This is a genomic window from Rhodospirillaceae bacterium, from assembly GCA_040219235.1.
In the GTDB taxonomy this organism is placed as follows: domain Bacteria; phylum Pseudomonadota; class Alphaproteobacteria; order Rhodospirillales; family Rhodospirillaceae; genus WLXB01.
This window is the reverse complement of sequence record JAVJSV010000004.1, coordinates 34,445-56,054: the sequence shown is the minus strand read 5'-3', so window position 1 is coordinate 56,054 and position 21,610 is coordinate 34,445. Positions and strand designations below refer to the sequence as shown.

Below are 21,610 nucleotides of genomic sequence, written 5' to 3'. Positions count from 1 at the left end.
TAACTAAATTAAATGTCTAGACCGCAACCAACAGCGCACCCTCAAGTCCAAGCGCCGCTCTCAAGTTCGTTCTGCCACGAGACAAACGCGATTTAATCGTTCCGACAGGGAGCCTTGCACTGACAGAGGCTTCACGATGCGAATTTTCTTCAACACCCATCATGACGACGGCATCGCGCTCTGCAGCTGATAAGTCGCCGATCGCAGACATCGTTTCCAATAAGAAAATATGGTGCATCTGAGAGGCGCGCTGTACACGGTCTCCACTGTTGCCGACATGCTTAACGTATTTGTGCGCTACCGTTTCACGACGCTTTTGACTGATAAAGATGTTGCGCATCATGGTAAACAACCAGGATTTCAAGTTGGTGCCCTGCTCATAGTACTCTTTCTTAAGAAGAGCCCGCTCGACACAGTCTTGGACAAGATCGAATGCGTCATCTTCCGAGCGCGTGAGTGATCGGGCAAACCTGGTTAAATCGGGCAACAACGTCTCAAGATCCGTATCAAATGCGGCCATCTCAGCCTCCTCATCGGGTGGTGACACGGAGCGGAAAGTACCGGGTACGATCCTTGAGCACTTCCCTGCTCCGCGTCTTTTTCCGAGTAAGAGATTCCATCGAATGGCCGTAAAAACGCTATGTGGATTACGGCCTATTTACATAAAAAAGGCGTAAGCATCGGCGCGGCAAAAATGTGGCCGAACGTCCTCATAAGAAACCTTCATAGCTTTCTGATGGTCTTTTAAAGCGTTGTTTTCTATAGGGTTTCAACGCCAGATGCCATCTTCGGCAGTCACTCGCGCGACTGTAAGGCACCATAAAAATTATATAAAAATTGAGAGCCTATTCGGGTGCGCTTAAGAGGGAGACCGGGACTTGTAGGCCCGCCACACCGGATTTACGGCTACACTAAAAAATCCGAGGGTCGATAGAAAAATAGCCCCTAGGTCCAGCAATACACCTAAGGTCACTGAAACTTCGGGATTTTCTGCCAATAGGCCAAACACAACCGACAGCGCCAGCAATAAAAGTCCCACATATAGAAAAGTATCTTTTCGCTCAGATGTGTTCCAAGTTTGCATACTTCATAAACGCGTAATAGCTGAATTAGGTTGCAAATTGCCCCCTAGTTAAGACTACTCTGCAGGTAACGAGAGACGCTTAAAGTTAGTCCACTCGTCTGGGTTGCCGGTGACATGGCGTGCGACATCCGGATACGGATATACAGGTCGGGACATTTCAATATTATCGGGTGATGGCGGCAGGGCCGCAGCAGCAAAGGTGCCAGAGTCAGCCTTCAGCTTATAGGCAATCAACTGATCGGGAGCCTCGCCCGTTTCCACCCAGGCTTCTAAAGCGCTCAAGGCATCAACGCGGCTTGGCCCCTCTCCGCCGACGCAATGGGCCACGCCTGGCAACATGAACACTCTAAAGAACTCAGAGACAGACTCCTGCCCACCCATAAAGCGTTCTACGTCACCAAGGTAGTCGATCACGCCTAGCGGTGGCACGGACTGATCAGACCAGCCTTGGTAAGAGATGAGTTTTCCACCGCGCGCAACGTAAGCCCTAAGATCAGGGCTGGCGGCATTGTTGAGATGGCGGTTGTAACCCATACGCGGCGGATCAATTGCAAAATCAAAGTCTTCAGGCCGCCAATCAGGACCGGGGTCCTCGGCAAAGGCCACATAACGGAAGAAGTCGCCGCCAAAGTGATAGTAAATTGAAGGCTGGCCGTTGACGCCCACATAAGCGGGGACCCAGTTTAACTCGGAGCCCGGCATTGGAACCGCGCGGTAAAGCGGTGTGCCGCCGGGGTCGGTCGCCCCTTTGTAAATACGGCGAACAGCCTCAACTTGAGGAGCTGTTAAGCAACTGTCGCGATCTGCACCACTGCACCTTAAGGATGCCGGATCAAAGCCGCAGGTGCGTGGATCGTCAATCAAACCATCTTTTAATCCGTCATCTGCATCGCAGGCTTTGAGGACAGCCTCATGAAGCATCGGGATTTTGCTGGCGGGCAGAATTTGCGCGCCATGTGCATCCAGATTGGCCAACGCGCTCCAAATGAGATGCAGGCCACCCCCAGCACTGACTCCGGCCGGAGCTCCCGCAATAATGCCGTCAAAATCAGCTGGAAACCGCTGGGCTGACACCAATCCTTGGCGCCCACCGGTGGAACATCCCCGGAAGTACGAGCGCTCAATCTGCTCACCCCGTAACCGCGTGACAATGGCTTTAGACGCCTGAGCAGTTGCATGAGTCGCGCGGTAGTAAAAATCGATTTCACCCTGCGGATTGTTGTACGCCCATTTGGCGTCAATCGGCGTGCTCTTATGCCCCAAATCGGTTGAGACGCAGGCATACCCGCGCGCCAAAGCATCATCACATTGGGCGATCATCGCCGTGGTACCGCAAAAACCGCCGCAGCCCTGCATCAAAAGTTTGCTGTTCCAGATGTCCGTCGGGACTCGGATTTCAAAGCCAATGGTCGGCGCGATATACCCCTCAATTTTGCAATAGGATGGCATCGCGTCTGTGGCCCCAATCTCGCGGGCTGCAGTAATCTGGGTCGGCGCATCAGGGACACGCGAGAAATCTTCCGCAACGAGAGACATGCAAGCTAAAGGCTCTGCATGTCCTCGTCCTGGTATTGCGATATTGAGCATGACTGCACTGCACAAAACAGCGACAAAACCAGATAAGCTGACGGGCATGAATTTACTCCTTGCGAACCAACCATGAGTGTACGCCGGCCATGAGTGTACGCCGGGCAAACAAAGATCGGGAGTCTGTGGTTGACCGAGCGGCGGACGTTCTCGTCAGAGTGCCCCACACAATGCCAAGAAAATGCGGCAGATGCGTCTCCCCACCTGGAAAGTCAGGCGCATTTAGGTAAGATCGTCACCACACACGCTTAAAACTCCAGATAATCGAAGGACGACACAATGAAAGCTTGGGAAATTGGCGATCAAAAGGGTTTGGACTCACTGCGCATGGTCGAGCGGCCAAATCCAGTTGCGGGTTATGGGGAGGCTGTTGTTGCCGTTGAGGCCTGCGCCCTGAACCACCGTGATCTGATGGTCATGCGCGGCGGATATGGCGGCCCAAAGCCGGAAACACGCATTCCGCTTGGAGACGGCGCGGGTGAAGTCATCGCGGTCGGTGAAGGGGTCACCAACGTCAAATTGGGTGACAAGGTCTGCGCCACGCATTTTACGGGCTGGGTCGACGGCGCGTTCAAACCCTCCTATTTCGGCAACGATCTGGGCAGCACGGCGGATGGCACGCTGGCGGAACGTATTGTTGTGCCAGCACATTGCTTGGCCAAGACCCCCTCAAACATGACCGCGGAAGAATGCGCGACCCTGCCGATTACCGGGGCCACTGTGTGGTCTTCCATGCACGCCTTTTCCCAAATCAAAGCCGGCGAAACCGTCCTGATGCTGGGCACCGGTGGCGTGTCTGTGTTTGCCCTGCAAGTGGCTAAAATGTTTGGCTGTCGGGCCGTCATTACATCGTCCAGCGATGAGAAACTGGAGCGGATGAAAGCGCTCGGCGCAGATATCACCGTCAATTACCGCTCCAACCCAGACTGGGAACAGGAAGTGAAGGACAAAACCGGCGGCGTAGATATTGTGGTGGAAACCGGCGGCACAGCGACTCTTGGAAAATCAATGGCCGCATGCGCCCCTAATGCACGGATTGGTCTGATTGGCGCTTTGGGCGGTCGTGGCGAGCCAAACCTGGGGACGCTGTTGCTCAACAATCTGACGCTCAAAGGCATCACCTCGGGCAGCCGCACCATGCTGGAAGAGTGCATTGCGGCGATTGAAGTGAATGGCATTGACCCTGTGATCGACAAGGTGTTTGCCTTTGATGATGCGTTAGAAGCCTACAAATATCTGGATAGCGGCGCGCATATCGGCAAGGTCGTCATTAAGCTTTAGGCGCAGCTTGGCTGTGAGCAGCTTCCGTATTGCGTTTAATCGACGCCAGCAGACGCATGCGGATCAGCCCCGACCAGGGCCGGATGATGAGCCAGTAAATTCTAAAGGCGCGCAAGGTTTTGTTGTCGGTGCACAACACCCGGGTTGCGGTATCAACCCTCACCCGGTCATCGCCCAGATCGGTCAGCCAGAAAGCCCAGACCAGCTTGATGCATCCTGGTTCATCAAAAGCGCGAAACACATCAGCATCGATGGTGCTTTTATCAGCGGGCGCATTGCGGCCACCGATCAATCCGCGCGCCAGGTCAGTCGGCGGGGTACGCACGAGAGGCAAAAAATCCGCCACAGACATGTTCCGGTCTGACACCTTGTTTGACACCATCTTGGCCGGGATGCGCCATAACCGCATGAGTACCCGAGCAATGCGGGAATCACTCAGGTCCATGGCCTCAACCGCGTCAAACACCTGATCCGGTTTTCCCAGCACAACCGTCGTGTGATGTTCGGAGAACTGATATTCCGGCAGGAGGCTATTTAACGTATCAGACATCGTCTGAGATCCTTCGAAACATAGGGTTTTCAATGCATTTAACCCCACTATGGCAAGCCCGCCGGATATGGCAAGATCAGATCATGGGATGAGAAGACGGCATTCGACCCCAGGATCAGATTAACGGAGGGCCTTATGAAACCGGAGCCACATTTTAAACGCGTTGCCAGAGATGACCTGCCAGAGCGCATGCAACCAGCGTGGGACAACGCCATGGAGATGCATGGCGACGCCACCTTCACCGAGGTGTTTGGCAACGCCCCGCATATGTACGACTGGTACATGAATGACTTTTACAAAAAAGTTTTTTATTCGGGCCGCATCGAGCGCAGCTTGATTGAACTGGTGCGCCTGAGACTGGCAAACATCCATGGCTGTGCACACTGCAACCGCTCTGACAAAGCCGCAGCCCGCGCGGCCAATGTGTCAGAAGAACAGATTGATGGCCTTGATGACTACGAAACAGGGCCCTTCTCTGAGAAAGAGCGCGCTGCCCTCGCCCTGGCAGATGTCATGGTGCTGACCAACCCCAACGGCAGTGTGACCAAAAGCTTGCATGAACGCTGCCGCCAGCATTTCAGCGATAGCGAAATGCTGGAGCTAGGCATGATCATGGCCGTGCTGTGCGGTATGGCGAAGTTTATCTTTGCCTATGACCTGGTCGAGAAGGAAGACTATTGCCCCTTTATTCCGGGCAAACAGGCCGCTGAATAAGAACGCTCGACCTTAGTCTGCAGCATCCTCAATAGCACCACCGGCACTTTCGATATCTTTGCCAACGCCGCCGATCGTGTTGCACCCAGAAAAGCTCAGTGAAATGAGAGCAACGGAGACGATGAGGGTCAGGACTCGCAGAATTGACTGAATAGAGGTGGCCATTGTATGGCTCCTAGCAAGGCGTATTTGATGCGGCCACTTTGTTAGCTCCGCATAACATCTGATCCTAGCACGCTTCTTGGGCGCGACTTAGTGAATAACGTCGCGTGCCTCGCGCTTGGAACAAGAGATTCTGTTAGGGCTCTCCCCTTGGTTCGAGAATTATTGTTGGTGGGCTTGTCCGTGGGACAAGCCCATGCACGACTGGTTCCGATTAAACGAGCCCATGAACGTATGAGTGGAGGAACGAGCCTATGGTAGGCCCTGGCGATCCCCCCTTGGAACGAGCCCATGCACCATGATTTTCCACACTTTCTGGGAAAACCCTTGCGAATAACAACTTTTATTGTTATTATTCGAGCATGCTCACGGGACTCATCACGTAGTATAAGCCTCGGATCGTAAAATTGATGGCACGTATGGGGAAAGACCTTGGGACAGACCGCCAACCATTTTGATTTGATTGTTATTGGCAGCGGACCATCCGGCAAACGCGGTGCCATTCAAGCCGCCAAGCTCGGCAAGCGCGTGCTGGTGGTCGAAAAGAACTTCCGCATCGGCGGCGTGTCTGTGCACACCGGAACGATTCCCAGTAAGACGCTCCGTGAAACCGTCATTAACCTGACGGGCTGGCGCGAGCGCGGGTTTTATGGACCAAATTACCGGGTCAAAAAAAACATATCAGCGGAGGATCTTAAAACCCGACTGCACCTGACGCTGAACCACGAAATTGACGTGCTGGAAAACCAGTTTATTCGCAACGCGGTAAGAACGGTTCAGGGCCATGCGTCTTTTACGGATGATAAAACCGTCAAAGTCATCGACCAGGCTGGCGCTGAACTAAGGTATACGGCGGATAAATTTTTACTCTGTGTCGGCACCAAACCCTACCGTCCCGATGACGTGCCCTTTGATGGCAAACAGATCATCGACAGTGATGATATTCTGAGCCTGAAAAATTTACCACGTAGCTTGACCGTGGTTGGGGCGGGCGTGATTGGCATGGAATACGCCACGATTTTCAGTGCGCTGGATATTCCGGTGACGGTGATTGACCCGCGCGAACCGATCTTGGAGTTTCTGGACCATGACCTGACCGCAGAACTGATTCATGAGTTGAAAGAGCGCAAGGTCATCTTCCATCTTGGCTCTAAGGTGGACAGCATCGCGAAAAACGAGAGCGGTAAATGCGTTGTGACTTTGGACTCAGGCCGTGTCGTGAAAACAGACATGGTGTTGTATGCCGCAGGCCGTGTGGGGGCCACGGACACCATTGGGTTGGACGCCTGCGGCCTTGACGTCGATAACCGGGGCCGCATTGCAGTTGACGCCAACTGCTTTCAAACGAAGACACCGCACATTTACGCGGTGGGCGATGTGATTGGGTTTCCGGCGTTGGCATCAACGTCTATGGAGCAAGGGCGTTTGGCAGCATGCAATGCGTTTGATCATAAGGTCACGGACCCGCCAAAGTTTTTCCCTTACGGCATTTATGCGGTGCCGGAAATGTCGACCGTTGGGCAATCTGAGCAAGAGGTGCGGGCCCAAAAAATTCAATACGAATGCGGCATTGCGCGCTTCCGGGAAACCTCGCGCGGGCAAATCATGGGCCTCAAATCTGGTATGTTGAAGATGATTTTTTCCCTGGTGGACCGGAAATTGTTAGGTGTGCACATCATCGGTGAAGGCGCGACCGAACTCATTCATATCGGCCAGGCCGTGATGCATTTTGAAGGCACGATTGATTACTTTGTCGAGAGCACCTTCAACTATCCGACGCTGGCCGAAGCTTACAAAATCGCTGCCCTGGATGCCTGGAACCGGATATAGCCAGATATGCGGCTGGGCACGTGAAAACGCCTTTTGAAAAATTTTTCATCACGGACTCTTGATTGTAGGATCGCCAGTAACCACGTCTTTATTATGAATTTAACAACGTGAACCGGAGTGCTGAGGACATGTACAGTCCAAGGCGTGCCACTGAGCCTACAGCATGAAAAATATTTTAATGGCGACGGACCTCTCCGCCAGGTCCGATAGAGCGCTAGAGCGCGCTGTAAATTTAGCGCGTGAACATGGCGCCTCGTTACTGGTTGCGCACATCATTGATTCGGACCTTCCTGAATATCTGGCTGAGGCACAAAAAAAGGCGGCCGAGCAGATCCTTCATGGCCATCTCAAAACGCTGACGGCAGAGGAGTCCGCACCAAGCTCTATCCAGGTCCAGGTCGACTTTGGGCGGGCCTTTGTCGATATTCTTGACCTGTCAGATAAGACGGAAGCGGATTTGATTGTGCTCGGCACGCATCGGGAAGACACGCTGAAGGACATGTTCCGTGGCACCACCGCTGAACGGGTGATCCGGGCCGCAGAAGCCCCCGTGCTGTTGGTCAAGGAACGCTACAACGCCCCTTATCGAAAAATTATGGTGGGCATTGATTTCTCGGTTTACTCGCGGCGCGCCATAGAATTTGCGATCAGATTTGCACCGAAGAGCCAGTTTCATCTGATCCATGCCTATGATGTGCCGTTCAGAGGGTTTCTATCTGGCGATGACACCCAGAAAGACATCCTCAAGCAGCATCAGGCTCAGTTTCAGAAAATGATTGAGCATGAGATGGCAACGTTTCTGACCAGCCTGGAACCGAATGCGCCCCAGCTCGAGCGGGTCTTGCAACAAGGTACGGTATGGCAGGTGATTCATGATCAAATTTCTAAAATCGCACCAGACGTTCTGGTGATTGGAACCCATGGACGTACCGGCGTTCCTCACGCTGTATTGGGCAGTGTTGCGGAAGACCTGCTTGAGCGCCCACCCTGCGACGTACTTGCGGTGAATGCGTGGTAAGAAAAGCTTGATCAAGTCGTGCGGGCTTTGGTCATCATTTTGTGAAGCCGCTTGGGGAAAAAGCGTTTCAACCACAGGGCTTTCATCGCGGCCCCGCGCCCGACGTTGATTTCAGGCTCACCTTTCGCGAGACCGTCTAAAACGATGTCTGCGCAGTCTTCGGCCGTTAAGCCCCGGCTTTGAACGCTGTCCATCTTGCCCCAGGTGGAACCATCCCCGGTGAGCGCATTCACCGAAACCTGGCTTTGAACACCGGCAATCACCAGCAGGGAAATGTTGATGTTGTCGCCCGCCAGCTCTGCGCGCAGGGCATCAAAGAACCCATGCAACGCATGCTTGGCCGCTGAATAGGCCGTGCGCATAGGCACGCCGTATTTTCCGGCAACGCTGGACGTTGCGACCAGATAACCAGAACCGCGTTCCAGCATGTGCGGCAGCACCAATTTGGTCAACGCGATGACGGACATATAGTCCAGTTCCATAATGGCGCGGTCGACGCTGAGGGCGGTGTCTTTACCAAGAGAGCGCTGCGACACGCCTGCATTGTTGACCAGCATATCGATATGGCCAAACCGGCTGAGAACGCGCTCGACCGCAGCCTTACGACCGTTTTCGTCGAGCATATCGAAGGGGACACAAAACACCTGGCCTGTGCGGTTTGTGCAGGTGGAGGCGACACGCTGAAGCTCGACCTCACGTCGGCCCGACAACACCACATGCGCCCCCTCCCGAGCGAAAGCATAGACCAATGCTTCGCCAATGCCCGAGGACGCCCCCGTGACCCAGACAACCTGATTGGCGAAGCGCGTCATGGAGACGATTTACGCCGCGAAGTGAATATCATCAGCCACGATGGTGGTGCCAGGGTTGAGGCTGGCGACAACCGTATAACCATCGGCGTCCTTGCCATTGGCATCGTAGTAAATTGCGCTGTCGGCCTGGGAGTAGATGATGCTGGCTTGCCCTGCGGCGTGTGCTGTATTGGCCCCGGCGTTGGAGCCATCGTAGGTGCCGCCGATGACCGAGAAATTCTCGCCCTGAACTGCCGTGCCTTGAGCGAAGCCAAAGGCCGCTGTGAACAACAGGCTGTCTTCGCCAGAGGTGAAGTCTTGGATGAGATCATTGCCATCATCAGGCGCGTTGAGCACAAACGTATCAGCGCCCGCACCACCAACAAACACGTTGTCGCGGCTGTTACCGGTGAACACATCATCAAAGTCAGACCCGATGACATTTTCAATGGAGATCAGGGTATCCATACCACCGCTGCCGTCTGTGGCCGTGCCGTTGGCAAGATCGACCACCACACCCGCGATGTCATTTGAGTAATCCGCCGTATCGGTGCCGAGGCCACCAATGAGGCGGTCATCGCCTGCGCCGCCGGACAGCACATCATCTCCGTCGCCGCCGAGCAGGAGGTCGTTGCCGCCTGCGCCTGAGAGCGTATCGTTGCCGCCGAGGGCGACGATAACGTCATCATTGGCAGAACCCGTAAAGACGTTGGCTGTGTCATCGCCCTGATCGGTGACCGTGCGGGCGACAAGGGTGAGACCGGTGTTGGTGAAGATAGGATCAAGCGCGACACTGCCCCAACTGTCAAGACCGTTGGCCTCGTGGAACATGCCGGACTGAGTATCCCAATTCATGATCGCGAAGCTATCGCCCTCTTGAGCGGCAAAACCGTCGTAAGAGACAACATCCAGCGTACCGCCTAAAGTGAACAGGCCGCCTCTGACATTCAGTTCATCATATTCGCTGCCAGCGATGACGCCGCCCAGCTCAAATTCAGAATAGGTCCCGGCGCTATAAGAGACAGAGCCATTTTCAAATGTAAAACTCCCTGGGGAAAGCCCAAACGTATTCGATCCACCGCCATCGAAGTAGGAGCCACCGCTAAGATTCAATGAACCACTGCCACTGATGGAACCTCCTGTATTGTTAGTCAGGTCACCGCCACCAGTGTTGAAGGTACCATTAATGACAATAGTGCCAGCATTTGTTACGTCTGTTGCATCGGTGAAGAAGGTTGAGCCCGAGTCAATGGTAACCGACCCACCAGACTGAAGATCAATCGCATCAGCCGCTGTGTTAGAACTGTTGAACGTCAGCGTAGACGTCGACCCAACAGTGATGGTACCGCTGCTGATGAACTTGTTCGCCCCCCCCCAATCAATGCTCAAATCTCCATCCACATCGAGTGTGCCGCTGTTATCGACGATGGCATTGATGAGATACGGCTCACCGCTGCCGTCTGATAGTGTTTCAATCGTGCCGGTATTGGTCAAGGTGCCCGTACCTGCGCCTACCGCCAGTGTGTTTGTAAAGGCGACCAAGCTGCTATCAAACCGGATTGTGCCAGCATTGGAACTGTTGTTTGCAACCGTGAGGGTGAGAACATCTCCTGACCCCGCGCTGTCCATCAGGATCAGGCCACCGGAATTGTTGGTGAAACTGTTCAGCGCGTTAGAGGTGCTAAACGCATTGAAATTCACCGTGCCGCTGTTGATGAGATTACCGGACCCGGAGAGGTTTCCGTCAATGTCCACCGTCCCCCCACTGCTGACCGTGAAGTCGGCTCCGCTGGCGACATCGAACGTTGAACTGCTGGCGATGGTCAACGTCCCGCCTGAGTAGGTGGTATCGACGTTGATATCCAGTGTTCCGGATGATGTGTTTGTGAAGTCGCCGTCAATGGTGCGGGCGGTGCCTGCCGTGCCATCGGTTTGGAAGATGCCGCTGTTGGTGAGGGTGTCGCCGGCCTCAATTTCAAGCCCTGCCGTGTTGCCACTATCTGTAGACGTCAAAACGATAGTGCTTGAGTTGGTGTAATCAACATCCAGGTCAAACACCGCATTATTACCGGATATGCCCTCAAAGTTCAGGGTGTCAGAACTGGTGAGCGTGCCGTCTATTTCCAGCTCGCCACCAGAAACATTAACGGTCGCGCTGTTGCTTAGAGTCGCGCCACTGGCAATATTGAGCTTCGCACCGGCACCAATATTTACGATTCCGCCGGCTGCGTTGGTGAGCGTTCCGCCCGAGTAATTCAGAATACCGTCAACGTTGAAGATGCCGCCGCTGTTGTTGTTGACCGTTCCGATAAGCGCGCGGTTTCCACCTGCGCCTGCAGTGACGCTGAATATGCCGCCGCTGTTATTGGTAAGTGAGCCGCCGGTCAGGTCAAGTGTCACCGTGTTGGCACCGCTGGTGCTATCGATAAGGACGATTCCATCGTTGGAGATCGCGCCTGTAACATTGAGCTCTGCGGTGCCGCCGGTGCTGCGCACTTCAAGCGTGCCGCCGCTGTTTACGGTGACGCCGCCCGAGATGAGACCGGTGTCGTTACCAGTTCCGACAACCAAGCCACTGTCGATGACCAGCGCGGCCGAAATCTCGCCGCGCACCAGGGTGATCACGTTATCCACCGTCAAGATGCTGCTGTTCATAGTGGCGATGTCGCCGATTTGACCGCCAGAGCCAGTGCCCAGCACGACAGAAAGGTTGGTGAGGGTGAGGTTATCCGCTAACAGCAAGGTCGACGCGCCAGTTGTGAGGGCAAGCGTGCCTGAGCCGCTGCTGTAGCTTCCGCCGGATTGGTGAACCAGGGTCGCGGTGTTGAGTGTTAAGGTTTCCCCGGATGCCACGTCGATACTACCCGTGTTGGTGATGGTGCCGTTGGCATAGGTAGTATCGGTATCAATATCGAGGGTGCCACTGTTGGTGATATCGCCGTCTTGAATGGTGCGGGCACCGGTTGTTGTGGCGGTGGTGCGGATGGTGCCGGTGTTGACGATATCGCCTGCGCCACCGACATCCAGTTCAAGGGTAATGGCATTGCCACCAGACGACTCAGCCAGCAAAATCAAACCATCGTTGGTGATGGTGCCGTTGCCATAGTCAAGCTCAGCGGTGCCGCCCGTATCACCAACGTGGAGCGTGCCGCCGCTGTTAATTGTCACGTTGCCGGTAATCGCGCCGCTGTTGTTGCCGGTCGAGGTGACTGTACCAGTATTGATGACAAGGGGAGCTGAAATGGTGCCGCGCACCAGCGTGGTATCGTTGTTGACCGTGAACGTGCCGGCCCCGCTGACGTTGCCGACGTTGCCTGCGGATCCCGTACCCAGCACGAGGTTCAGTGTTGAAAGGGACAGGTTCTCGGTCAACACCAAGCTCGATGTGCCAGACGTGAGGCCAAGGGTTCCCGGCCCGGACATGCTCGCCCCGGTTTGGTGATCGATGACCGCAGCGTTGAGCGTGAGCGTTTCGCCGGTTGCCACTTCAATGTCACCCGTATTGGTGATGGTGCCGTTGGCATAGGTGGTATCGGCATCAATATCGATGGTGCCGCTGTTGGTGATATTGCCATCTTGAATGGTGCGGACACCGGTTGACCCGGCCGTGGTTTGGATGGTGCCGGTGTTGACGATATCGCCTGCGCCACCGACATCTAATTCAAGAGTAATGGCATTGCCACCAGACGACTCAGCCAACAGGATCAGACCCGCGTTGGTGATGGTGCCGTTGCCATAGTCAAGCTCAGCGGTGCCGCCGGTGCCACCAACGTGGAGCGTACCGCCGCTGTTAATGGCAAGGTTACCGGTAATCACGCCGGTGTTGTTACCGGTCGAGGTCAGCGTGCCTGTGCCGATTATCATTGGGGCCGAAATGGTACCGCGTACCAACGTTATATCGTTGTTCACCGTTAACGTGCTGGACCCACTGATGTTACCGACATTGCCTGCGGAACCCGTGCCCAACACGACAGAGAGATTGGTGAGGGTCAGATCATCATTCAACACCAAGCTCGACGTGCCAGTTGTGAGCGCAAGTGTTCCTGGACCGGACATACTCGCCCCAGCCTGGTGATCAATCGTCGCGCCGTTCAGGGTCAGCGTTTTCCCGGCCGCCACCTCGATGCCACCGCCAGACGCGTTGGTAATGGTGCCGTTGGCATAGGTGGTGTCGGCATCAATATCGATGGTGCCACCAGCACTGTTGGCAATATTGCCATCTTGAATGGTGCGCGTGCCGGTTGAGATGGCCGTGGTTTGTATGGTGCCCGTGTTGTCAATATCGCCTGTGCCACCAACATCCAACTCAAGGGTAATACCGTTGGAGCCGGAGGACTCGGCCAACAAAATCAGACCCGCGTTGGTGAGGGTGCCGTTGCCATAGTCGAGTTCAGTCGTGCCGCCGGTGGCACCAATATGGAGCGTTCCGCCGCTGTTAATGGTCATATTGCCGGTAATGGCTCCGGTGTTGTTACCGGTTGAGGTGACCGTTCCAGTGCCGATTATCATCGGAACCGAAATGGTGCCGCGCACGAGCGTCACATCGCTGTCGACCGTCAACGCACCCGCGCCATCGATATTACCGATGATACCTGCCGACCCCGCGCCGAGCACGACATCAAGCGTTGACAGGGTCAGCGCCGCATTCAGCGTGAGCGTGTTCGTGCCCGAACCTGTCAATGACAGCGTGCCTGCCCCGCCGGTGGTCGCGCCAGACTCATGAACGATGGAACTGCCGGTCAGAGTCAGGGTGTTGCCAGACGTCACGTTAATGGTGCCGCCAGTGTTGTTGGTGATAATGGCGCTTTGCAGATCGGTGTTGGCATCTACAAGGACGGTGCCACCCGAGTTGTTATTGATGTTTCCGCCCTTTAGGATTCGGCTTCCACTGGGGCCAGAGGCAAAATTAACATCGCCTGTATTTTCGATGAGACCGCCGCCAGTAAGATCAAGCGTGACGGGGTTTGCATCTGTTGTGTTTACAAGGGTAATCGTTCCCGCATTGGTGATGGTGCCGGAATTGTCTAACTCCACTGAGCCACTGGTGCTGCGAATGGTAAATGCGCTCAAACTGTTGATCGTCACATCGCCAGTGATCGTCGCCGTGTCAAAGCCGGTTTTAACAAAATCGCCGTTTGCGGTATCGATGACCAACGGGGCCGAAATGGTGCCGCGGATAAACTCAACAGAGTTTTGAACCGTCAGTGCGGCAGAGCCTGTGATGTTGCCATTATTGCCGCCAGATGTGCCGAGCAACAATTCAATGTTTGGTCCAAGATTGGTCGCCGCATTCACTTGGATCGACCCATTCACTACGTCGATGGTCGCGCCTGCGCCCGCGGTGAAGGAATTGCCGCTGTTCAGCGACAGCAAAGAGGAGCCTTCGATGGTGAGGAATTTACCCGCCGCAATATCAATTTCGCCACCGCTGTCGTTGCTGAGTGTTGAAGACCCTGTGAGCGTCAGGTCCTCGTTGATATCAAAGGTCCCAGCATTCTGAATAAGGCCATCGATGTCTGTGAAGGCATCAATGGTGATGGTGCCGCTGGCGGTGTTATCCCATCCGCCAACAAGCTGACGCGTTCCGCCGCCGACGCCCGCCATGCTATGGATGGTGCCGTTGTTGGTTGTTATGCCCGATATAATTTCGATGCTGGCACTGCCCGCTGTACCGCTATCGGTCAGTTCAATCGTGCCATCGTTGATGAAGTCGACCCCGAAAAACAAATCGGCGTTAAAGCTTGAGTTGCCAGACACCCGCAAGGTCGCGCCGGAATTGTTAATGAAGGTGTTTGAATTAATGGCAAACGAGCCATAGGCCGTTCCAGTCACCTCAATCAAACCGCCAGAGTTATTGTTGAAAGTATCAACATCAATAGAACCGCCAAAGCCTTTCACCACTCCAGTGTTATCAACGATACCTGAGCCGTTCAGAGCGCCATCACCTGAGCCGCCATCACCAATGCGGATTTCTCCAGCATTCGTTAGCGTCCCGCCGACTTCGAAACCGTTTGAGGTGTTGACCGTGAGGATCGAGCCAGAGTTGATGGTGGTGGTTCCATTTACGCCAAGAGAATCTTGATCGACGCTCAGGGTTCCGGAGGCCGAGAGTACCAGGCCAGAGATGAACGTCCCCTCACCAGATGTGGTGAATGTGACGTCACTGCCAGATCCGGAAATAACAACATCGTCGCCGGAAGTCGGCACCGTATCGCCATCCCAGTTAGTGGCCGTGAACCACAGGCCGTCGCCGCCGCCGTCATCCCATGTCACTGGGCCGGATGCGTTCATGTTAACCGACACGGAGTCAACAGCCTCGTTTGTTCCTCCACCAAACTCTAGGAGTGAAAATTCTATTGTTTTGGTGCCGCTTTCACCCGAGCCCGTATTCTCAAACTCAATGTTGCGGGTTAACTCTTGAACTGCGGCCAGTGTTGCAGAGCTGTTTAAGACGATGACCAGTGGGGTTCCCATCGCCCCGCCTGAGAAAGTGCCAACCGTGACTCCGCCATAGGTGACATTGGTTGATGAAAAACCGATCTGGCCTGGGGATGTGCCATTGTTTTTAATTGTTAGATTGTCGGCGCTGGTGCTGTTGCTGGTAACCGAGACCGTTAACGAGCCACCTTTCGTAAGGTCAAAGTCTGAGGTGTCCACATCTGTGAGCGCCGCCGATCCATCAATGATCACTGGCCCGTCGCTATCAAAATAACCGAAGCCGGTATTGGTGAGGGCCAGAGTCGCGGCATCATCGACCCCATTGACGAACACTGAAACGGTTTGTGTGTCGGTTCCGCCATTGCCGTCATCCACTGTGACAACAAAGGAATCCGTGCCAAAATAATTAGCATTTGGGGTATAGAAAACTGTTTCGTTGACAACGGTTGTGGAGCCGTTCGACCCATTACCGGCAGTGACCGTGAGGGCATCGCCATCGGGGTCGTAGGCCGCCACATCTATGGTAATGGGAGTATCTTCGTAAGTCCCTGTGGAGTTAGTAAATCCTAATTGGGGTGCGTCAATGCTCCAGACTGGCATGCCTGTGATCATACCATCCGGTCCACCGGTCGCATTGGTGACAATGCTGCCCGTCCCGTCGCTAAACGGAAAATAGCCAACCAACTCATCCTGGCTTGATGAGCTAAAACCATTGGCGTACGTGCCTGAGATTTCACCAGTTGTACGAACGTCTGACCAAAGGGCGATGCTGCCGATGCTGCCGCCGAAACTGTCGATGCCCTGATCGGTCGCCAAGCCCCCAATCACAATGCTTTCATTTCCGGTTTGACGGGTACCGCTAAAGGTGGTGCTCGTAACATTGGTTCCGTTGACGTATAACTCCATTGCCCCAGAGCTATCGTCATACGAGGCCGCAAGATGGACCCAAGTGTTAGGCGAAAGTATGCCACTGCTTTGCAGTTCAGTGACACCACTGCCGTTGCCCATTCTGAATGTTGGAAAACCACCAGTGGAGATCAGCAGAGCAAACTCGCCATTGTCAAAACTGCCGAACGTATTGGTGTGCTTACTGACGATAATGCTATCTGTGCCGGGGCCGGGCACGAACACCCAGGCTTCAATGGTGAAATCGCCGGACAGTTCGTCGATGTTGGTGTTAACAGTCTGACCGCCCGTCAGGTTGAGCGAGACGTTATCGGCATCACCGATGGAGTCGCCAGACCCAGTGGCATCATACGCGGAACTACCTGCGCCGAGGTTAGCAACACTACTTCCATCAAAGTTCGAGAATTCATAAACGATCAGCAGGTCTGGGTCCGCGTCTAGCTCCGTGGCCTGCGCGGTGGCGATGATATCGTCCGGGTCGCGGGCCGTGGTCCACAGGCGTACCTCGTCAATGCCGCCGCGGAAATATTCAGCAGATGGAATATCGCCCGTACCAACCTGAAAAGGTCCATTTGCGGAAAAGGAGACGAGCGTATCATCTTGAGCGACGTTTGCGGCAGTGTCTTCAACGCCATCAATGAACAGGCGCAGTTCATCCGAGGCCGCATCATAAGAATAGCTGATGTGATGCCAGTCCTGGTCGGTGACCGTGATGGAGGATTCAATCTGCTTTTGATTTCCAACGCTGTCCTCGACAACAACCGTCAGGGTTCCATTATCGATATAAGCGCGTGTGAACCCGGTTGAATTGGTTGTGCCATCGACGCCAATAATCGGATGTATGCCAGTGGTTTCGCCAGACCGGAACCATGACTCTAAGGTATGCGAGGTGATGGTGACATCGCTACTTGTGGCTAGACCGTCGCTCAGACCATCAAACTGCGCGTATTTATTATTGTGGCTTGTGCCGAGGATTTCCGGGTCTTGGTTTTGTGTCACAACTGGCGGCGGCACGTCAGTAATTGTTACGGTTGCCGACCCATTTGTGATGATGGCCCCCGTGGCCTGGGTGATGGTCGCGGAGAACACCTCCGGGCCTTCCGTCTCTGAATCTGTCAACAGTCCAACATTAAAAGATACCGACGTTTGTCCCGCCGGAATCGTGATCGTATTGGACGTCGATACAAAATCCAGACCCGAAATGGCTGAGCCGTCAGATGTCGCGTAAGAAATTGTGATTGGGACAGAAGAGGGTTGTGACAACGTGATCGTAAAACTCGCGGTCCCGCCTTCAGCCGCACCAACACCCGAAATGAAAACGTTTGGCACAACGTTATCGGAGGGATTAATACTGACCGTGCCCGTACCGGCAGCAATCGTGCCACCAACAGGATTTGATAGCGTTACAAAAAAGTTTTCCGCTTGTTCGTCTATCGTATCATTGACTGTGCCGATGCTGATCGTCTTTGTGGTTTCGCCTTTGGCAAAGGTTATAGTGCCGCTTAAATTTGACTGGCTGAAATCAGCAGCCGTGGCTGTGCCAGGCGCAACCGTGTAATTCACGGTGGCTGAAAAATTCGTTCCGCCGCCGCGTGTGATGGTCAGCGTGGCGGTCGCGCCCTCGTTAATCGTGACGTTATTGATGCTGAATGTGCTGAGCTGTGCAGGTGGATCGGCGCTTATAAGACCGATCCCACTGCCGGTGCTAATGGTTGCACCGACCGCGTTGGACAAAACAACCGAGAAAGACTCGTCTGGCTCGTTCGGCGGCACCCCCAAAACATTAGGATCGGCCAGAATGTTGACGGTGATGGTTGCTGTGGCCTGTCCAGCGGCAAACGAAACTGTGCCCGTCTTTGACGTAAAGTCTTCTCCGGCAACAGCGGTGCCACTTTGCGTTGTATACTCAACCGTCGCGGCCTTGGTTAAATCGCCCGAGCGGGTGACCGTAAACTCGGCAACACCGGCCACCGTATCGACCACACTCACCGTGCTGATTGACAGTTCCGGCAGGGGCGGGTCGGCGGCAATGGTGGCCGAGGCAGAGGTGTTGATAAAGTTCGTGTTTGGCCCGGACGCAGAGATTTGTAAAAAGAAAGATTCCGCAGGTTCGGCGATAGTCGCATTGGCGGAATCTGCAATAATCGCAACTTCAACGGTTTTGCTTGTTTCGCCGGCAGCAAAGGTAACAACGCCGCTCTGAGCCACGTAGTCTTGTCCAGCAACCGCACCAGAGGACGCCGTAGTAAAGGCCACGTTAACAGAGATTTGCGTGTTCCCGCCGCGGGTAATAACAAAAACAGCCGTTCCTGCACCGCCTGAACTATCTGATACTGAGGCGGATGGACCACTTACGCTGATGTTTGCTGGCAAGATATCCGCGACGTTGTTATTGGCATTCGTGTTGTTATTGGTTGTGGTGGTCGTCGTGACCGTCGTGGTGGTTGGTGTAACAGTCGTTGTGGTCTGCTGATTGCCAGACGTGGTTGTGGTTGTGCCCGTCGTCCCAGTGTTGGTGTTCGTCGTTGTCGTTGTGGTTGTGATCGTGGTGGTCGTGGTTACCGTACCATCATCAGCCGTAGTGGTTTCTGTGACCACTTCAGCATCAGCGGTGCCAGCATCGCCATCGCCGCCGCCATTGTTGTCACCGCCATTGTTGTTACCGCCATTATTCTCACCGCCATTATTTTCACCGCCATTGTCTTGACCGTTGTTTTGCTGATTCGTTGAGGCAATGGTCTGAACAAGAGCATCGACCCTGCCGCCAATGGCCTGAACGTCGGCTTCGCTAAAGGTTGTGGCTGTTGGTGTTTCGCCGGCGGAAAACTGCCAGCCACCGTTGGTGTTGTTAATCGTTCCAATCACCTGGCCGTTCGGCAGGGTCAGCGTGATTTCCCCAACCTGTGTTTGGCCACTGCCAAGAGTCTCAGGACGGTTAACAATAGAAATCTGCCCTGTGACAGGATCATAGGTCGCGATAATTTTGGTTCCACGAATCCCGATGGTGGCCACCGGGGTGTCCAACTTCATGGCATCCGCGCCGGTTTTGGCGATGGATCCACTGATGACGGACGCCGCCCCTGCGAGCAGCGTAAACCTAGCACTGCCCGTATCGGTTGACGGATCGTAAATCAGCTCATCAAGAATCAACTCGCCGTCTTCGCCAAGCGCGAACGTTGTTTCATCGAGAAAGACCAAACCGACCGCCGCACCCTCTCCGGTCATGATAAGGTCACCCATGTAGATCGGATCACCCTCGGCCAGCACAACAATGCTGCCGTCAGCACGCTCGACGGTGACTTCACCTTCAACGGTCTGCGCAATGCCAATGGGGTCGGTGCCGTCTGAGACTCCTTCCTGTGCGACTTGGATGGGCTGCGGCCCTTCCGCCAGCCGTCCCACAATCCGGCCAGAAACCATAAGACCTTCGCCGTCGGCCAAATACGGCAGCGGTTCTTGGGTGAAAAAATCCTGAACGAGATATCTCTCACCCGTCGGACTCAGAATAAGCAGATCATTCCCGACCTTCACAAAAGTGCCGGTCAGAAGGGCCGCTGCATCTGGAACAACAGCAGAGCCATTCTCTACTGTTACGAGTTGCGTGGCAGATTGAGACGCCGTCGCGTCATCGCGGATTAAACCCGTCGGTTTTTCATTAATAGTCATACTGTTAAGCTAGCACAGCCATTGATTTTGAATAACAAAAACGATGCCCTGTCGTTTTGAGTCAAAACGGATTTAATCACAGCTCAAAATCCCCTCTTACAGCACGGCTTACGCCATCAACGCGCTTAACGGCAACTGTGTTGCACGGAATTTTTCAAGAAGCAGTTGTATCTTTGATCTTCACCGACCGATCAAACGGTGGCGGATGTGACGGTGGGGGCGGAAATTCAATGATAACGCGCAATCCCGGAGCATTGTCTGCGAGTTCCAATTTCAGGCCGTGCGACTTGACCACGGCATTGACCAAACTGAGCCCTAAGCCAGACCCAGGTGTAGAGCGGCTATGATCAAGCCGAAACAGCCTTTCAAACACCTTGTCGCGATATTCCGGTGGAATTCCAGGTCCAGTATCAGACACTTCTAACGTCGCCTGATCCCCTTGGCGCGTGAGCGCAAGAGCCACAGTACCGCCCTCCGGCGTATATTTCACCGCATTATCAAGCACGTTTGCCAACACTTGCGCAACCAGACTGGGATCCCCCCACCCGGCGGCGGATAGATCAATGTTGCTCTCGAACCGGACCCCCTTGTCTTCCGCCAGCGGCGCATAAAGATCAACCACGTCTTCAGCGATGGCCCCAAGGTCTAGAACGCCGAAGGTCTTACGCAAAGACGCTTCAGCACGGGAAATCCGAAGTAATGACGAAAAAGTAGACAGCAGACTATCTGCTTCTGCGATCGCCTCTTCCAGCTCGTTGCGCTCCTCCGGACTGGTCGTCTTGCCGGCCGCGACTTCCAAACGGACACGAAGCCGGTTGAGCGGTGTTCTGAGGTCGTGGGCGACGTTGTCCGAGACTTCTCTCAGTCCGACCATCAGACTTTCGATCTGATCCAGCATTTCATTGATGGATTCAGACAAGCGCGACAACTCGTCCGTTTGCCCCGTTCGACTGATGCGCTGGCTCAGGTCGCCGCGCACAATCCGTTGACAGGTCTGGGTAATACGCTCGACCCGCCCCATGATCGAGCGGCTGAACAAGAACCCGCCCAACACCCCCAAGGCCACGGTGATGGCAAGACCAATGTTGAGAGAACGGAGCAATTGGGTGCGGAAGTCTCTGGCTTCTCGAATATCGCGCCCGACCATAAGCCGAAAGCCGCCCGGAATCAGAAATTGTAGCGCCCGCACATCCGCTGCCGCTGAGTCTGCGGTTTGCATATCAACAATGGAAAAACTGACCCACAGGTCATCGGCCGTGGTGTTGCGCGGCCAGGAGGTCAGATTGCCCGCCATCGGCTGCAGATTTGGGCCGGTGAGCAGGTAAATGCCATCGGTGCGGAAATTAGGGTCAATGCGGCGATTGATGGCACTGATGAGACCAGACACGCCTTCGCGTTGGTAGGTCTCCCGAAAGCCCTGCACCTCAGCTTCAATGGCAGCTTCTGTCTGGCGCTCGGCGAAGACGCTGGTATTGATGAACACGAAAACAAATAGTGCCCCCACGGAGCTGGCAAACACAGCCGTATAAAGCAAAGACAACCGAAAGGTTGTTGTGCTCAGCAAACGTGCAACGCGCGCCACG

At 54.6% G+C, this 21,610-nt stretch carries 12 protein-coding genes; 4 read left to right on the top strand and 8 right to left on the bottom strand.

All coding sequences use genetic code 11. The features are described from left to right. Positions 1 to 16: 16 nt before the first annotated feature. The 3 genes from RIC29_01105 to RIC29_01095 all read right to left on the bottom strand — a co-directional run bounded on the left by RIC29_01105 (position 17) and on the right by RIC29_01095 (position 2,719). Positions 17 to 520: an RNA polymerase sigma factor gene (locus tag RIC29_01105; protein ID MEQ8733494.1), complete on the bottom strand. Its 504-nt coding sequence runs from the start codon at positions 518 to 520 to the stop codon at positions 17 to 19. A gap of 339 nt (positions 521 to 859) precedes the next feature. Beyond that, complete coding sequence (locus RIC29_01100) at positions 860 to 1,039, bottom strand: hypothetical protein (GenBank protein MEQ8733493.1); 180 nt, start codon at positions 1,037 to 1,039, stop codon at positions 860 to 862. Between the two features lie 99 nt (positions 1,040 to 1,138). After that, positions 1,139 to 2,719, bottom strand: coding sequence for a tannase/feruloyl esterase family alpha/beta hydrolase (locus RIC29_01095; GenBank protein ID MEQ8733492.1), 1,581 nt, complete (start codon positions 2,717 to 2,719; stop codon positions 1,139 to 1,141). Positions 2,720 to 2,950: 231 nt separating this feature from the next. Between RIC29_01095 and RIC29_01090 the strand changes: the two genes are divergently transcribed. Next, the gene (locus RIC29_01090; GenBank protein MEQ8733491.1) at positions 2,951 to 3,952 is read left to right on the top strand and encodes an NAD(P)-dependent alcohol dehydrogenase; all 1,002 of its coding nucleotides are present in this window, start codon (positions 2,951 to 2,953) and stop codon (positions 3,950 to 3,952) included. Here RIC29_01090 and RIC29_01085 read toward each other — a convergent pair. Further along, the gene (locus RIC29_01085) at positions 3,942 to 4,502 is read right to left on the bottom strand and encodes a hypothetical protein (GenBank protein MEQ8733490.1); all 561 of its coding nucleotides are present in this window, start codon (positions 4,500 to 4,502) and stop codon (positions 3,942 to 3,944) included. The two genes, RIC29_01090 and RIC29_01085, sit on opposite strands and share 11 nt — an antisense overlap. Before the next feature lie 135 nt (positions 4,503 to 4,637). Between RIC29_01085 and RIC29_01080 the strand changes: the two genes are divergently transcribed. After that, positions 4,638 to 5,216 (top strand): carboxymuconolactone decarboxylase family protein, encoded by a 579-nt coding sequence (locus RIC29_01080; protein ID MEQ8733489.1) that lies wholly within the window; start codon positions 4,638 to 4,640, stop codon positions 5,214 to 5,216. Positions 5,217 to 5,228: 12 nt separating this feature from the next. On the opposite strand, the gene RIC29_01075 is transcribed toward RIC29_01080, so the two are convergent. Next, the gene (locus tag RIC29_01075) at positions 5,229 to 5,381 is read right to left on the bottom strand and encodes an entericidin A/B family lipoprotein (GenBank protein ID MEQ8733488.1); all 153 of its coding nucleotides are present in this window, start codon (positions 5,379 to 5,381) and stop codon (positions 5,229 to 5,231) included. 429 nt (positions 5,382 to 5,810) lie between these two features. Between RIC29_01075 and sthA the strand changes: the two genes are divergently transcribed. Together sthA and RIC29_01065 are read left to right on the top strand one after the other, a co-directional pair. Beyond that, complete coding sequence (gene sthA, locus RIC29_01070; GenBank protein MEQ8733487.1) at positions 5,811 to 7,208, top strand: Si-specific NAD(P)(+) transhydrogenase; 1,398 nt, start codon at positions 5,811 to 5,813, stop codon at positions 7,206 to 7,208. A gap of 163 nt (positions 7,209 to 7,371) precedes the next feature. Further along, the gene (locus RIC29_01065; GenBank protein MEQ8733486.1) at positions 7,372 to 8,226 is read left to right on the top strand and encodes a universal stress protein; all 855 of its coding nucleotides are present in this window, start codon (positions 7,372 to 7,374) and stop codon (positions 8,224 to 8,226) included. A gap of 11 nt (positions 8,227 to 8,237) precedes the next feature. Here RIC29_01065 and RIC29_01060 read toward each other — a convergent pair whose 3' ends face one another. From RIC29_01060 to RIC29_01050, 3 genes are all read right to left on the bottom strand, one after another. Continuing rightward, positions 8,238 to 9,038, bottom strand: a complete 801-nt coding sequence (locus tag RIC29_01060) for an SDR family oxidoreductase (protein MEQ8733485.1) — start codon at positions 9,036 to 9,038, stop codon at positions 8,238 to 8,240. 9 nt (positions 9,039 to 9,047) lie between these two features. Beyond that, positions 9,048 to 20,027, bottom strand: coding sequence for a Calx-beta domain-containing protein (locus tag RIC29_01055; GenBank protein ID MEQ8733484.1), 10,980 nt, complete (start codon positions 20,025 to 20,027; stop codon positions 9,048 to 9,050). A 154-nt stretch (positions 20,028 to 20,181) separates the two neighbouring features. Next, a complete protein-coding gene (locus RIC29_01050) occupies positions 20,182 to 21,609 on the bottom strand; it encodes a HAMP domain-containing sensor histidine kinase (protein MEQ8733483.1) in 1,428 nt (475 codons plus the stop codon). Position 21,610 lies beyond the last annotated feature (1 nt).

What these genes read in the sequence shown, in the direction of transcription:
- RIC29_01080 (MEQ8733489.1), top strand. Translation starts at nt 4,638, where the DNA reads ATGAAACCGGAGCCACATTTTAAACGCGTTGCCAGAGATGACCTGCCA.
- RIC29_01095 (MEQ8733492.1), bottom strand. Translation starts at nt 2,719, where the DNA reads ATGCCCGTCAGCTTATCTGGTTTTGTCGCTGTTTTGTGCAGTGCAGTC.
- RIC29_01060 (MEQ8733485.1), bottom strand. Translation starts at nt 9,038, where the DNA reads ATGACGCGCTTCGCCAATCAGGTTGTCTGGGTCACGGGGGCGTCCTCG.
- RIC29_01105 (MEQ8733494.1), bottom strand. Translation starts at nt 520, where the DNA reads ATGGCCGCATTTGATACGGATCTTGAGACGTTGTTGCCCGATTTAACC.
- RIC29_01075 (MEQ8733488.1), bottom strand. Translation starts at nt 5,381, where the DNA reads ATGGCCACCTCTATTCAGTCAATTCTGCGAGTCCTGACCCTCATCGTC.
- RIC29_01085 (MEQ8733490.1), bottom strand. Translation starts at nt 4,502, where the DNA reads ATGTCTGATACGTTAAATAGCCTCCTGCCGGAATATCAGTTCTCCGAA.
- RIC29_01090 (MEQ8733491.1), top strand. Translation starts at nt 2,951, where the DNA reads ATGAAAGCTTGGGAAATTGGCGATCAAAAGGGTTTGGACTCACTGCGC.
- RIC29_01055 (MEQ8733484.1), bottom strand. Translation starts at nt 20,027, where the DNA reads ATGACTATTAATGAAAAACCGACGGGTTTAATCCGCGATGACGCGACG.
- RIC29_01065 (MEQ8733486.1), top strand. Translation starts at nt 7,372, where the DNA reads ATGAAAAATATTTTAATGGCGACGGACCTCTCCGCCAGGTCCGATAGA.